The 13,661-nt window shown below is 54.5% G+C and carries 13 protein-coding genes; 5 read left to right on the forward strand and 8 right to left on the reverse strand.

Annotation, left to right across the window (positions count from 1 at the left end; genetic code table 11):
- Positions 1 to 81 precede the first annotated feature (81 nt).
- From DPEP_RS00625 to hypE, 3 genes are read left to right on the forward strand one after another with little or no spacing between them, the layout of a single operon-like run.
- Positions 82 to 327 carry a HypC/HybG/HupF family hydrogenase formation chaperone gene (locus DPEP_RS00625; protein WP_005658689.1) on the forward strand — a complete coding sequence of 82 codons (246 nt, stop codon included), beginning with the start codon at positions 82 to 84 and terminating at the stop codon, positions 325 to 327.
- Entirely contained in the window at positions 314 to 1,399 is a 1,086-nt protein-coding gene (gene hypD / locus DPEP_RS00630) for a hydrogenase formation protein HypD (protein WP_005658690.1), read from the forward strand. Before DPEP_RS00625 ends, hypD begins: the two co-directional genes overlap by 14 nt.
- Positions 1,387 to 2,373, forward strand: a complete 987-nt coding sequence (gene hypE, locus DPEP_RS00635) for a hydrogenase expression/formation protein HypE (RefSeq protein WP_005658692.1) — start codon at positions 1,387 to 1,389, stop codon at positions 2,371 to 2,373. The genes hypD and hypE overlap by 13 nt, the downstream gene beginning before the upstream one ends.
- Positions 2,374 to 2,456: 83 nt before the next feature.
- Here hypE and DPEP_RS00640 read toward each other — a convergent pair whose 3' ends face one another.
- Positions 2,457 to 3,242 carry a TIGR00282 family metallophosphoesterase gene (locus DPEP_RS00640; protein WP_005658693.1) on the reverse strand — a complete coding sequence of 262 codons (786 nt, stop codon included), beginning with the start codon at positions 3,240 to 3,242 and terminating at the stop codon, positions 2,457 to 2,459.
- Positions 3,243 to 4,781: a ribonuclease Y gene (gene rny / locus DPEP_RS00645; RefSeq protein ID WP_050771275.1), complete on the reverse strand. Its 1,539-nt coding sequence runs from the start codon at positions 4,779 to 4,781 to the stop codon at positions 3,243 to 3,245.
- Between the two features lie 558 nt (positions 4,782 to 5,339).
- On the opposite strand from rny, the gene DPEP_RS00650 reads away from it, so the two are divergent.
- On the forward strand, positions 5,340 to 7,424 hold the full coding sequence (locus DPEP_RS00650; RefSeq protein WP_005658696.1) for a methyl-accepting chemotaxis protein: 2,085 nt from the start codon (positions 5,340 to 5,342) through the stop codon (positions 7,422 to 7,424).
- An 81-nt stretch (positions 7,425 to 7,505) separates the two neighbouring features.
- Here DPEP_RS00650 and DPEP_RS00655 read toward each other — a convergent pair whose 3' ends face one another.
- The 5 genes from DPEP_RS00655 to DPEP_RS00675 all read right to left on the reverse strand — a co-directional run bounded on the left by DPEP_RS00655 (position 7,506) and on the right by DPEP_RS00675 (position 12,410).
- A complete protein-coding gene (locus tag DPEP_RS00655; protein ID WP_005658698.1) occupies positions 7,506 to 7,928 on the reverse strand; it encodes an RrF2 family transcriptional regulator in 423 nt (140 codons plus the stop codon).
- Between the two features lie 74 nt (positions 7,929 to 8,002).
- On the reverse strand, positions 8,003 to 9,664 hold the full coding sequence (gene ilvD / locus DPEP_RS00660; RefSeq protein ID WP_005658699.1) for a dihydroxy-acid dehydratase: 1,662 nt from the start codon (positions 9,662 to 9,664) through the stop codon (positions 8,003 to 8,005).
- Positions 9,665 to 9,682: 18 nt separating this feature from the next.
- Positions 9,683 to 10,960 (reverse strand): TRAP transporter large permease, encoded by a 1,278-nt coding sequence (locus DPEP_RS00665; protein ID WP_005658700.1) that lies wholly within the window; start codon positions 10,958 to 10,960, stop codon positions 9,683 to 9,685.
- Positions 10,960 to 11,433: a TRAP transporter small permease gene (locus DPEP_RS00670; RefSeq protein ID WP_005658701.1), complete on the reverse strand. Its 474-nt coding sequence runs from the start codon at positions 11,431 to 11,433 to the stop codon at positions 10,960 to 10,962. The genes DPEP_RS00665 and DPEP_RS00670 overlap by 1 nt, the downstream gene beginning before the upstream one ends.
- Before the next feature lie 5 nt (positions 11,434 to 11,438).
- Entirely contained in the window at positions 11,439 to 12,410 is a 972-nt protein-coding gene (locus DPEP_RS00675; protein ID WP_005658703.1) for a TRAP transporter substrate-binding protein, read from the reverse strand.
- Positions 12,411 to 12,530: 120 nt separating this feature from the next.
- Between DPEP_RS00675 and DPEP_RS00680 the strand changes: the two genes are divergently transcribed.
- The gene (locus DPEP_RS00680; protein WP_005658705.1) at positions 12,531 to 13,223 is read left to right on the forward strand and encodes a FadR/GntR family transcriptional regulator; all 693 of its coding nucleotides are present in this window, start codon (positions 12,531 to 12,533) and stop codon (positions 13,221 to 13,223) included.
- Here DPEP_RS00680 and DPEP_RS00685 read toward each other — a convergent pair.
- Positions 13,220 to 13,657 carry a regulatory protein RecX gene (locus DPEP_RS00685; RefSeq protein ID WP_005658706.1) on the reverse strand — a complete coding sequence of 146 codons (438 nt, stop codon included), beginning with the start codon at positions 13,655 to 13,657 and terminating at the stop codon, positions 13,220 to 13,222. The genes DPEP_RS00680 and DPEP_RS00685 overlap by 4 nt on opposite strands.
- Positions 13,658 to 13,661 lie beyond the last annotated feature (4 nt).

Genomic DNA, 13,661 nt, shown 5'->3' on the forward strand with positions numbered 1-13,661 from the left:
ATCAAAAAAAAGATCTACATGTAAAATCCACGAAGAGTTGTACAATAGGGTAAGCGTCGACATAGGAAAGGGGAGAAATCCATGTGCCTTGCAGTACCGCACGTCATAATCGATTTGGCTCAGGATGGATCGGCGATGGCTAAGGCAGGAGCGATAGTCAGAGAGATCAGGACCGATCTCGTAGACGATCCTGCCGTAGGAGACACGGTATTGGTCCATGCTGGCTTCGCCATAGAGAAGGTCTCTCAGGAGGACTCGGAGGAACTGACGGCCATGTGGGACAAAATAAGAGAGCTCGCCGGAGAGGAAATCGATGAGTTCAAATAGGGCAAAACTGCTGTCCTCGGCCCTGAAAAAGCTGACAAAAAGGCCGACGACCATCATGGAGGTCTGCGGAACTCACACCGTATCGATCTTCAGACAGGGGCTGAGATCTCTTTTCCCGGAAGATCTCAAACTGATATCCGGCCCAGGCTGTCCGGTATGCGTAACATCTCAGGGGGAGATAGACGGAGCCATCGAATTGGCCACGAGGAAAAACGTCGTCATGGCTACCTATGGGGACATGATGAGGGTTCCCGGATCGAACGGTACCTTAGGGGAGCTCAGAGGCACGGGATCCGACGTGAGGGTGGTACTGTCGGCCATGGAAACCCTGAGGATGGCCGAGGAGATGCCCCACAAGGAGATAGTTTTTCTAGCGGTAGGATTCGAGACCACCGCACCGGCGACGGCGGCACTGCTGATAGAAGCGCGAAAAAGGAAACTAGAGAACCTGTCGGTCCTATGTCTGCACAAAAGAGTGCCTCCGGCACTTGAAGTGCTCTCAAAAGCCGACGGAAACCGGGTCGACGGCTTTCTATTGCCCGGCCACGTAGCGGTAATTCTAGGGCACGAACCGTTTAAATTCATTCCTGAAAAACACGGAATAGCCTGCACGGTAGCTGGCTTCGAGGCGGACGAGATAATGTTGGCCTTGGTGGACCTGCTGGAACAGATATGCGAAAATCGTCCATCTCTGACCTCCCGCTACGAAAAAGCGGTGAGGCCGGAGGGCAACGTCAAGGCCGTCGATCTGATGGACCGAGTATTCGACACGAGCACATCCGCGTGGAGAGGAATAGGTCCGATAGACGAATCGGGCATGTCCATAAAGGAAGAATATTCCCTCTGGGATGGATCTAGAAAATTCGACGTCGCCGTCAGGAACGTACCTGAACCGAATGGATGCAGGTGCGGAGATATCCTCTCGGGAACCATAACTCCCAAGGAATGCCCCCTCTTCGGAACAGGATGCACGCCGGTAACCCCGGTAGGCCCCTGTATGGTTTCCAGCGAGGGGACCTGTTCGGCTTGGTACAGATATGGAAGAAAGGGAGACCTCAAGTGGGAAAGCTGAACCTGGGCCAGGGAAGCGGAGGAAGGCTTACCTCCGAGCTGATAGGAAAATTCAAGGCTCAATTCGACGACGTAAACGTCCAGAGAGACCTGGAAGACTGCACCATGATCTCTCCGGAATGGGCCGTCACCATAGACGGCTTCACCGTGTCGCCCATGGATTTTCCCGGAGGAAATATAGGGAAATTGGCCATATGCGGTGGAACCAACGATCTGGCGGTCCGTGGAATAGAACCCAAGTTCGTCACCCTAAGCGTCATCGCCGAGGAGGGGCTGGACGAAGAGGAACTATTGAGATACGGCAGGAGCGCCGCGTCGGTGTGTCACGGGCTTGAAGTGAAACTTGCGGCGGGAGACACCAAGGTAGTTCCCAAGGGAACAGTCGACGGCCTTTTCCTAACGGTAGCGTCCATGGGGCAACCGTTAGGAAAACCTCTGGGAATGGACCACATAAAGCCCGGCGACAGGCTAGCCGTCACGACTTCCATAGGTAGGCATGGAGCCACCATAGGCTCGATCAGATTCGACCTGAACGTGGAGGGGCTCTCCAGCGACTGTGCTCCGCTTTGGCCTCTCGTAAAGCCGCTGGCTGTACTTCCAGGCGTAAGGGCCATGAGGGACTGCACCAGAGGAGGACTGGGCACCACCCTGTGCGAATGGGCGGAGGGAACCGGACTGGGAATTGAGATAGACGAATCGTCTATACCCATAGACGAAGAGGTGTCGTCGGTTTGCGACATACTAGGTTTCGACCCCCTCCATCTGGCCTGCGAAGGATGCGCCCTGATCGCCTACTCACCGGACGACGAGGACCGGATAATCGAGATCCTCAGGGCCCATCCCTCCGGGATCCAGGCGACTTCGATAGGCACGGTGGTCGAGGGACATCCATCCATGGTGGGAATGAGAACCAAGGCAGGAGGTATGAGGGTCGTCGATATGCCCGTAGGCGAGCTACTTCCCCGTATATGCTGATGGAATAAAGAACGAAACGGAGGGCCCCGATCGGAGCCCTCCGTCAGTCCTCATATTTTTAAATTGAACCTTGAACTATCGATTCAAAGCCATTCTTCCCACTTAACCGAAACTCTTCTAATGTCCAGGGCTATCCCGGTCTCATAATCCACGTCCACCACCACACCGTTGAGTCTCAGATCCTCCGTCGCCACCTCGAACCGAGAGGGAAGACCTGTGAGGAACTTGGGCATAACGCTCTCGACGGTCATGCCGATAGCGCTTGAGAAAGATCCAGTCATCCCCACGTCGGAGATATAGGCAGTTCCCCTCGGTAAGACCTCCTCGTCGGCGGTCTGCACGTGAGTATGAGTTCCCACCAACACGGAGACCCGCCCGTCCAGATAAGCGCCCATGACCTTCTTCTCCGATGTCGCCTCGGCGTGAAGATCCACGAATACGGGCATTCCGTCCATATCACCCAGGAGCTCGTCGATCTTCCTGAAGGGACAATCTGTAGAAGGCATGAAGACCCTCCCCTGAAGATTGACAACCCCCAGGGAGAGATCTCCCTTCCGTAAGACCATAACCCCGCTGCCGGGACATCCCGGAGGATAGTTCGCCGGACGGACAACTCGAGACTCCTCGTCCAAAAACGGAATAAATTCCTTTTTATCCCAGATATGATTTCCCGAGGTAAGACCGTCTATCCCCATATCGAAGAGCTCCTCCGCGACCTTGGCGGTGAGCCCCCTTCCGGCCGCGGCGTTCTCGCCGTTGGCCAGGATGAAATCGAAGGGGCCCTCCTTCGCTCGAAGGTAAGGGAGTGACTCGGATACCATCCTACGGCCCGGTTTACCAACCATATCGCCTATGAAGAGAATTCTCATCTACTTGGCGTACTCCACCGATCGGAACTCCTTGATAGCGGTCACCTTTATCTGTCCCGGATACTTCATCTCTTCCTCTATCTTCTTGGCAATGTCGAAAGCCAGTTTGGCTATGACTCCCTCGTCCGATACGTTGGGAGCCACCATCACCCTGACCTCCCTGCCGGCCTGAATAGCGAAGGCCTTGCTCACGCCCTTGAAGGACTTAGCCAACGTCTCCAGTTTCTCCAGACGTTTGACATAGGCGTCCAGACTCTCTCTACGAGCACCTGGCCTGGCCGCACTGATGGCGTCGGCGGCGGCCACTATAACGTCGTAGATCGACTGGACCTCCATGTCCTCGTGATGGGACCCTATGGCGTTTATTATCTCCGGAGACTCGTTGTATCTCTTCGCCAGATCGGCTCCTATTACGGCATGGGGGCCCTCTATCTTGTGGTCCACTGCCTTACCGATATCGTGAAGCAGCCCGGCTCTTCGGGCCAGTTCCTCGTCTGCACCCAGTTCAGCCGCGATGATACCGGATATATGGGCGACCTCCATGCTGTGCTGAAGGGCGTTCTGACCGTAGCTGTAGCGATATCTGAGAGACCCTATCAGCCTGATAAGATCCGTATGCATATGCTTGACGCCCAGATCAAGCAGACACTGATCCCCGGCCTCCATGATGGACTCCTCCACCTCTTCGGTTGCCTTCTGGATGAGTTCCTCGATACGGGCGGGATGTATCCTGCCATCGGTGACCAACCTCTCCAAAGCCAGCCTAGCTATCTCCCGCCGAACCGGATCGAAACAGCTTATGGTAACCGCCTCCGGGGTATCGTCCACTATGAGATCGACTCCCGTCTCGGTCTCGAAGGCCCTAATATTTCTGCCCTCTCTGCCAATTATGCGCCCCTTCATCTCGTCGGAAGGAAGGTTTACCACGCTGACCGACACATCGGAGGAATACTCCACAGCACAGCGTTGAATCGCCGTGACTATGACCTCCCTGGCCTTTCGGGAAGCCTCCCTGCGGGCCTTCTCCTCAAGATCCTTGACCAGAAGACCTAGAGAGTGCTGGGCCTTCTCTTCGACGTCCTTCATCAGGATATCTCTGGCGTCGTCTCTGTTGAGCTGAGCGACCTCCTCCAACTTCACCAGCTGATCCTGCTTGAGACTCTCTATCTCCTGAAGCCTCTTCTCCGCCGAATCGAGCTTGTTCTTGAGGTCCTCTTCACGACGACCGACCTTGTCGAGCTTCCGTTCGAGGTTTTCCTCCTTCTGCTCCAGACGTCTCTCGGACCTCTGAAGTTCCCCTCTTCTCTCCTTAATCTCGTTTTCCGTCTCCTGCTTCATCTCGAAGATCTCTTCTTTTACCTCCGAGAGCATTTCCCTCTTGTGGTGCTCCCCGTCCTTGACGGCCTTTTTCAACAACTGGTCCGCCTGCCTTTGAGCGTTGGCGAGGTGCTTTCCACCGAGATATCTGGAAATCAGGAGACCGCCTACGACGCCGAAGACCAGCCCCGCAGCGATTCCGAGAATCATCGTAGATTCCATAGACAGATCTCAACTCCTTTATTTTATGAGGACGATGACAACGATGAGGCCTATTTTACAGGTTCTGTAAAAAGCCAACAAGACCCAACAGAGACCTCAGATTTAAAGGTTGCGTTTTTCTTTCGGCGGAAGGGGCAAAAAACACTACACCGCCTAGACTGCATCGGTCGGAAACAAAATCACGAAAAACTTTACGTCATGAATCACGCATGTAAGGATGCCTTTAGGTCATACCCCCTGGTATATTTTAACGGGAAACTTGATTCTCAATTCCCTTAAGAGCACCTCTAAAAACTAACGTTCGGGTCTCCTCGTAGAGGTCGTCCCGCCTGCGCCCTGTCTCGCCCGAGCGTCTTTTCGACCTGCCTGTTTCGTACGGACCGTCTCGGAGGGCACGTCCTGTGCCCCCTCGGCTTGGGGCGACGTCCTGTCGCCCCATTCGTACTACACGACGGCAGGTCGAAAAGACGGGCTCGAACGGGCTCCGTCGGGACGACCTCTACGAGGATCAGCGTTTTTAGAGATGCCCTTAAAGAGATTTCGATCGGAGGAATATATATGAGCCTCAGAGGAAAAATGTCGCTCTGGATCATCGTACCGGTAACGCTGGTCTTTTTAACCGTCATATCGGTGGTAGGAACGGCAGTCAGGAAAACCTACATGAGCCAACTGGAGGACAACGTACTGACTACTACCTTTCGATATGCAAACCAGGTTCAAAACGACCTTATTCATCTCACCCAGACGGCAGAAAAACTTCGGGACGGATTTATCGGCCTCCGGGAAACCGGAGCCACCAGGGAACAGTACGACAGCCTGCTCAGGAGCACCCTGGAAGGAGACCCATTTATATTCGGTCTATACACTGTATGGGAACCCAACTTACTCGACGGCAAAGACCATGTCTACAGAGGCAAACCAGGATATAACGACGACGGAAGATACACACCGTGGGTCGCCCGCTCAGGGTCAAAGGCCACCATACAGCCCTGCACAGCCCAGGGAGGCTACCTGAAACCGGGAGGTTTTTACCTCGATATAAAGGACTCTGGTAGGGCAAGGATCTTTCCTCCCGCTACATGGACATTCGAAGGCGACAAGGTCACTGTCGTGGACTACGGTATACCCATAATACACAGAGGTGAATTCCTAGGGGCCATTTACTCTGAGTTGGAACTCTCAGGGATAAGGGAAATAGTCGAAAACATAACCCCTCTGGACACCGGCTACGCCTCCATCCTCACCGATCAGGGAATCTACGTTGCATCTCCCGAGGATGAGCTCTTGGGAGAGAGAAGCGATAACATCAAACTAGACCGAATCATAGAAGAGATCTTACAGGAAAAAACCTACTCTATAACCTCGGATCATCAGGGAGAATCTATGCTACATCAATACGTCCCCATCTCCATACAGGGAGTGGACAGACCCTGGATATTCGAGCTGGTTTTTCCCATGGGGAAGGCCATGGCTCCTATCAGGAAACTCACCGTGACCTTGGCTGTGGTCGCCGCTGTCTCACTGATCTTTTTGGCATGTCTTATATGGTATATATCCAGAAGGATAACCGACCCTGTCAGAAACGTGGCTTCCATAGCAGGGAAAGCCGGAAGCGGAGATATTTCCGCCAGAGAGGGCGATTTCGGCCCTATGGCGAAAGACGAAGTTGGAGAACTGGCCCGATCATTGGCCCTGATGCTCGAAGCCCAAAGGGACATGATAGGACAAGCCAGAAACCAGTCCGATAGGACATCGGAAAAAGCCCGATCCATAACGGAACGAAGCGACGCCACAGCCAGAGCGATGGAAAAAGTCCGAACGGCAGTGTTCCAGTTGATAAACGATCTGGAGACAAGCTCCGCCTCTCTGGAACAGGCTAACGCCGGCATAGAGGAGATATCCGGAGGGGCAATCTCCGTGGCGGAGAGGACCACCGACGGAGCGGAGATCGCCGCCAGGACCTCTGACCGGGCGGAAAAATCTGCATCCCATATGTCTAGCCTTATGGAGAAGGTAACCTTGGCGGAGCAAGCCTCGCGCAGCGGCTCCTCGGACATGGAGCAACTGGGAGAATCGGTCGGTTCCATATCGTCCTTCGTCGAAACGATAACTAAAATCGCCGATCAGACCAACCTATTGGCACTCAACGCCGCCATAGAGGCGGCCAGAGCGGGAGAGGCCGGAAAGGGTTTCGCCGTGGTCGCCGAGGAAGTCCGAAAACTGGCGGAGGAATCCTCCGTAGCAGCCGGAAGCATAGACGGACTGATAGGAAATCTACAGTCTCAGACAAAAGCATCCATGGAGATGACCAAAGAAAACGCCTCCGACATGTCCGAAGCTCTAATCCTGGCTCAAGATACTAAAAACTACATGGAAGAATCAATAAAGGATATCCGCGATCTAAACGAAGCCATACAGGACATAGCCGCCGTATCTCAGGAACAGGCAGCCTCCAGCAAAGAGATGGCCTTGGTCTTGGACAGCGTCACATCCACGGTAGCTCAGATGGTGGATAGGATACGTACTGTAGGAGACTCCTCGGAGAAAACCCTTGAAATAGCGAAAAGCATGGTATTCGACTCGGAGGACCTCATGGAAAATACCGAAAAACTCAGAGAAGACATGGGAAGATTTAAGCTATAGTAACCCTACACGACGTCAAGGCAACCTGACGGCGGACTTACGCTTAAAAAAAGAGGGGGGCTGACGCCCCCCTCTTCGATATCAACCGGTACACTCTCGGTCGTATTCCTCAATTATATCCCAAAGGGTAGTAGACGACGTAACCCTCTCTATGCTGTCGCTCACCTTTTCCCAAAGAAACCTGGCTGGACAGCAGCCTCCTCGCTCGCAGGTACCGTAGTCCACGCAATCGGCCAGGCTGATGGGCCCCTCTAGAGAATCTATTATCTCCGAGGTAAGGATCTCTTTAGGATCTCTACTCAGAAGATACCCTCCCTGAGCGCCTCTGACGCTGGATACCAGACCGGATTTCCGGAGCTTGGAGAAAAGCTGCTCCAGATAGCTCTCGGACAGAGTCTGGTTCTTGGCGACCTCGCTTATCGATATAGGACGACCGGTACCGTAGCCTCGAGCCAAGTCTATCATCGCCCTGAGTCCATATCTGGTTTTAGTCGACAGCTTCATCTACATCACCCTCCGTGATAGGAGGATACTATACCCAACTTTATTTGTCAAGTATCCTACGAGCCCCGTAGGGATCAGTCCTGAAAAACCGCCCCTCTGTTGCCGGACGTCACGAAAGCCCTGTAGCGCTCCAGATACGAGGTGGCCCCTGGCTGCATCGTTGGGGTCCATTCCCTCTTGCGGCGTTCCAATTCATCGGCATCAACCATCAGATCCAATTTTCTGGCAGGTATATCTATCACTATCTCGTCGCCGTCTTCGACAAGCCCTATAGGTCCTCCTGCGGCGGCTTCCGGCGACACGTGTCCTATGGAGGCTCCTCTGGTGGCCCCGGAGAAACGCCCGTCGGTTATGAGAGCCACCGAGCCGCCCTGACCTCTTCCCATTATCGCCGAGGTGGGAGCAAGCATCTCCCTCATTCCAGGACCACCCTTAGGCCCCTCGTAACGGATGACGATAACGTCTCCGTCGGAGATGAGGCCTTTCATTATGGCCTCTCCTGCTGCCTCCTCCGACTCGAAAACCCTGGCTGGCCCTCTGTGACGCATCATCTCGGGAGATACGGCGGTCTGTTTGACCACAGCTCCGTCGGGAGCCAGCGTTCCCTTGAGGACGGCTATACCACCCTCGGGGTCAACAGGATCGGAGACGGGATGGATAACCGACCTGTCCTTGATCTCCGCTTCAGCCACGTTCTCCGCCACGGTACGACCGGTGCAGGTGATCGAATCTCCGTGGATAAGATCGGCGTCCAGGAGCTCTTTCAGCACAGCCTGGATTCCTCCGGCCTTCCAGAGATCCTCTATATGATGGGCTCCGCCAGGGCTCATGCTGCACAGGTGAGGTGTACGGCGACTGATGGCGTCCATGTCCTCCAAGGTTAGTACAACCCCGGCAGAGTGGGCGACGGCGGGAAGATGGAGAGCCGTGTTGGTGGAACCTCCCAAAGCCATATCGACCGCCACAGCGTTCTCGAAGGCCTTTTTCGTCAATATCTTGCTGGGCCTGATATCCTTCTCCAACAGTTCCATGATCTGTCTGCCGGCGTCCTTGGCCAGACGATCCCTGGCGGCAAACACGGCTGGAATGGTTCCATTCCATGGAAGTGCAAGTCCCAAAGCCTCCATCATGCAGTTCATGGTGTTGGCGGTGAACATTCCCGAACAGGAACCGCAGGTAGGACAGGCCGAATCCTCTAGCTCGAGAAGCTCCTTATCGGATATCTGATCGACCGCCTTTTTCCCCACCGCCTCGAATACCGTGCTCAGGTCGGTGGCACAACCGGGTGAGGAACCTGCCAACATGGCACCTCCGCTGATCACTATGGAAGGTATATCCAGAGTGGCCGCCGCCATCGCCATGGCCGGAATGATTTTATCGCAGTTTGTCACAAGAACAAGACCGTCCAGACCGTGGGCCTGGGTCATAAGCTCTATAGAGTCCTTTATCAACTCTCTGCTTGGAAGGGAGAACTTCATCCCCTTGTGCCCCATGGCTATTCCGTCGCACACCCCTATTACGGGGAACTCCAGAGGTAGACCTCCTGCCGCATAGACGCCGGCTTTCACCGCTCCGGCTATGCGGTTGAGGTGAATATGCCCCGGAATGATCGAGTTATAGGCGTTGACGATCCCTATCCAGGGACGGTCGATCTCCCAATCGGTGTAACCGTTTGCCTTCATCAAGGATCGATGAGGAGCCCTCTCGAACCCCTTCTTTACGAAATCGCTGTTCAAGTTAAATCCCCCTTTAGGTTAACCCCATATCAGACTGGGCAGAAAAACCGTCAGCCACGGAACGTAGGTGGTCAACAAAAGCACAGCCATAAGCACCAGAACCATAGGAACTATAGGGCGGCTTATCTCCTCCACAGACAGCCCCGTTATGGCGCTGGCGACGTAGATATCTATAGCCACCGGAGGCGTGGCCATACCGATAGCCAGTCCAACCGCTATCATCACGCCGAAATGGATCAGATCTCCTCCCATCTGAATTACCGTGGGCAGAAAGATCGGGGTAAGTATTATCAATGCCGAAGCTGTCTCCATCACCATACCGGCCAGTAGCACGATCACCAGTATCATCAGATACACCATGGCCTCATTGCCTCCGGCCACGCCTAACAAGGCACTGGCAATAGCTTCCGGGACCTCGTAAAAGGCCAATCCCCATCCGAAAAGCTTGGACGTCGCTATGATGAACATAATCAAAGACGAGGTAACCCCCGCCCCCACCACCAGGCGATAGAACTTCTTCCAATCCATGGAACGATAGACGAAGAAAGCGACTCCCAGGGAATACACCACGGCTATGGCCGCCGCCTCCGAAGGGGTGAAGAAACCGGAAAAGATTCCCCCTAGTATTATCACAGGAGTCATCAGGCCCCATATCGAATCCTTGAAACGCCGCCTCTTCTCCTCCTTAGGCACGGGATCGGCGGCAGGGTAGTTTCTCTTCTTGGCCACATGGAGAGCCAGGAGAATAAGCCCGGTTCCCATAAGAGCTCCGGGAATAAACCCAGCCATAAAAAGCTTCGCCACCGACTCCCCGGCTATAACGGCATAGAGCACCATCGGAACGCTGGGCGGTATAACCACTCCGATGGTCCCCGACGCAGCGATAAGAGCGGCGGAAAAATCCAGATCATAACCCTTTTCCTTCAGCTCCGGCAGAAGAGCCGAACCCACAGCGGCGGTAGTCGCCGCGCCGGAGCCGGAGATGGCCGCTATGAACATGGAGGCCACCGTGGAGACTATCGAGAGCCCTCCTCTGATCCTGCCCAGAGATGCCTCGGCAAACGCCACGATCCTCTCGGAAATGCCCCCCTTGGCCAGGATATCACCGGCCAATATAAAGAATGGAACTGCCACCAGGGCAAAAGAGTTATTCCCCGTGAACATCATCTGAGGCACCATCTGAAGAGGCAGACCGTTGAGCAGCAGGACTATAGTGGCAGCCACCCCTATGGCCAGGCCTATCGGCATCCCCAGCGCCATCAGCAGGAAAAAAGCGCCTCCCAACACGAACCCCATCAGGAATCCCCCTCAAAGAGACACTTGAAACCGACTACGAGATGAATAATCACCACGACACAGAAAAAAGGGTACATGGCGTAAACCCACCTCATCGATATGCCCAAAGCCGGAGTCGTCTGAAAGGCCTCACTCTCCATCAGAGCCCCTCCGTACCAGCCAACTATCACGAAGAAAGCCACAGCCATGGACTGCACCAACACCGCCACGAAAAGCCGCAGAGGCCGGGGAAGCCTCTCTGTAAGAAAAGTTATCGATATATGACTTCCCCGGTAAAAGGCAACGGCGGCTCCTACCAGCGAGGCTCCAACAAGCATGAACCGTACCAGCTCCTCGGACCATATGAGGGCGTCCCCGAATATCCGGCAGAATATCTGAGCGGTCGTCAGGGCCACCATAGCTATCATGAGGACGAACAGGAGGACCTCGCAGGCCCTGTTCACCCTATCACTCAAGACAGTAACGAAAGCCATTGTTTTTATTTCGTGTCGACGATGGTCTTGATCGTCTCGGCACCGAACTTATCGTTATATTTGTCGTATATGGGTTTTACAGCCTCTCGGAAAGCCGCAAGATCCGGCTCCGTAACCTCCATGCCCTGATCCTTCAGAAACTGAAGCCACTCGGCGGCCTTCTGGTTGTCCAGGTCCCTGTTCGCCCTGGAGGCAGCCTTGGCGGCGTTCTCAATCAACTCATGCTGCGAGGCAGAGAGCTTCTTCCATGTAGCCATGCTCATCATTATGACGTTCGGAGCGTAGGCGTGTCTGGTCAAAGAAAGATACTTCTGGCTCTCGTAGAGCTTGAAGGAAACTATCACGTTCAGAGGATTTTCCTGTCCGTCAATGGTTCCCTGTTGAAGAGCCGTAAGGGCCTCGGTCCATGCCATGGGCACGGCATTAGCTCCAAGGGTCTTGAAGCTCTCTACGTAAACCGGGTTCTGCATAAGCCTTATCTTGAGCCCCTTCATGTCCTCCGGCTCCTTCACCGGCCTCACGCTGTTGGTGAGGTTGCGGAATCCCCTCTCTCCATAGGCAAGTCCCTTCCATCCGAACTTCTCCATATCGTCCAGCATTTTCTGTCCCACCGGGCCGTCCAACACCGCATAGGCGTGGTCGGTATCCCGGAAGAGAAAAGGCAGGTCGAACACGCCGAACTGAGGCATGAAGTTGATGATCGGACCTCCGGTTATGATCGCCGCATCCACCACTCCCATCCTCATGTTCTCCAGAAGGGTCCTCTCATCACCTAATTTGGCGTTGGGGAAAATGGTAACCTTCAGATCCTCGCCGCCGGCCTCCACCACTTCCTTGAACTTCAGGGCACACACGTGAAAGGCGTCCTGTTCGTTGACCACGTGGGCCAGCTTGAGGGTTCTTTCCTTGGCGAACCCGGTGCTCACAGCGGAAACGACCAACATAGCGGCCAAAGCGCACATCACAGATTTTCTCATCTTCTTCGTACCTCCCCTTCTTGGTTGGACCAATGGTACTACCAAAACCGAGGACATTATATTAGAATAGGGATCGCTTGACAACACCGAATAGGACCTACACGGAGGAGATGGACCAAGATGGAAAGCAAGAGGAAGAACCTTATAGATAGAATAGCCGAGCTGATAGAAGGAGGGGAGTTCCCCTTAGGAAAACTCCCCTCCGAGAGGGATTTCGCCGAGACCCTAGGTGTGAGCAGAGGCCTCCTGAGAGAGGCTCTGGTCACCATGGAGGGCATGGGCATACTGGATATAAAGGGCAGAGAGGGAATATACGTCACAGGAAGGGACATCGCCTCAAGCCTGGACGGGGTGATATCGGGGGTCATGCTGTGGCCTCACGAGACCATGGACCAGCTGATGGAGATGAGACGTCTGGTCGAGATTCCCGCATCAGGCCTGGCTGCGAGGCGAAGGGACGAATCGGACGTAGACAGGATGAGAAAATGCCTCAGAGAACTGGAGAAGCTGGAGAAATCCTCTACCGACTCGGACGGAGCCAGATGGGACTCTCTTCTACATATGTCGGTGGTGGACGGAGCGAAAAATAAGCTCCTATCCAGGGTCTTCGAGGGGGTCGCCCTCCTCATGGAGCGGTATATCGGGGATACCAGGAGGAGACTCTTCGCCAATCCCGGGCTTCCCGACGAGGTACTGCTTCAACACCAAGAGCTGGTAAATGCCGTTGAGATCGGCGACGACAGGAAGGCCATGGAGATCACAGAGGACCACCTCAGGATAGCCGACCGCCTATTCCGGCAGGGACATCCCTAATCGGGTCGCTCCCGTCTCTGGACGTCGTCTCCCAGAGCTCTGTAGACGACGTCCCCGGGGAACCCCCTGCGAAAGAGCCTTGCCTCTATTTTCCGGCTCTCGATTCCGACGGAACGCCACCCCTCGGCCAGACGGATAGCCCTTTCCTCCTCGTCTATATCGGCCTCCTCTATAGCCTCCACTATGAAATCGGAGGGTATTCCTCTGGAGCGAAGTTCATCTCTTATACGTCTTATCGACCAGTCGGGATGACCGTCCACGAACAGGATAGAGTAGGCCCTATCGTCTATCAGTCCCAGCTCCTCGTAGCGATTCAAGAGTGCCTCTGCTGTGGACCACTCGCACCCCTTTCGCCTCAGCCGGACGAAAAGTTCCTTCCTGGGATATACCCCTCTTCCCAGTAGATTCTGAAGGTATCTCTCGTGTCGATCCAACAGA

The sequence above is a fragment of the Dethiosulfovibrio peptidovorans DSM 11002 genome (assembly GCF_000172975.1).
Lineage (GTDB): Bacteria > Synergistota > Synergistia > Synergistales > Dethiosulfovibrionaceae > Dethiosulfovibrio > Dethiosulfovibrio peptidovorans.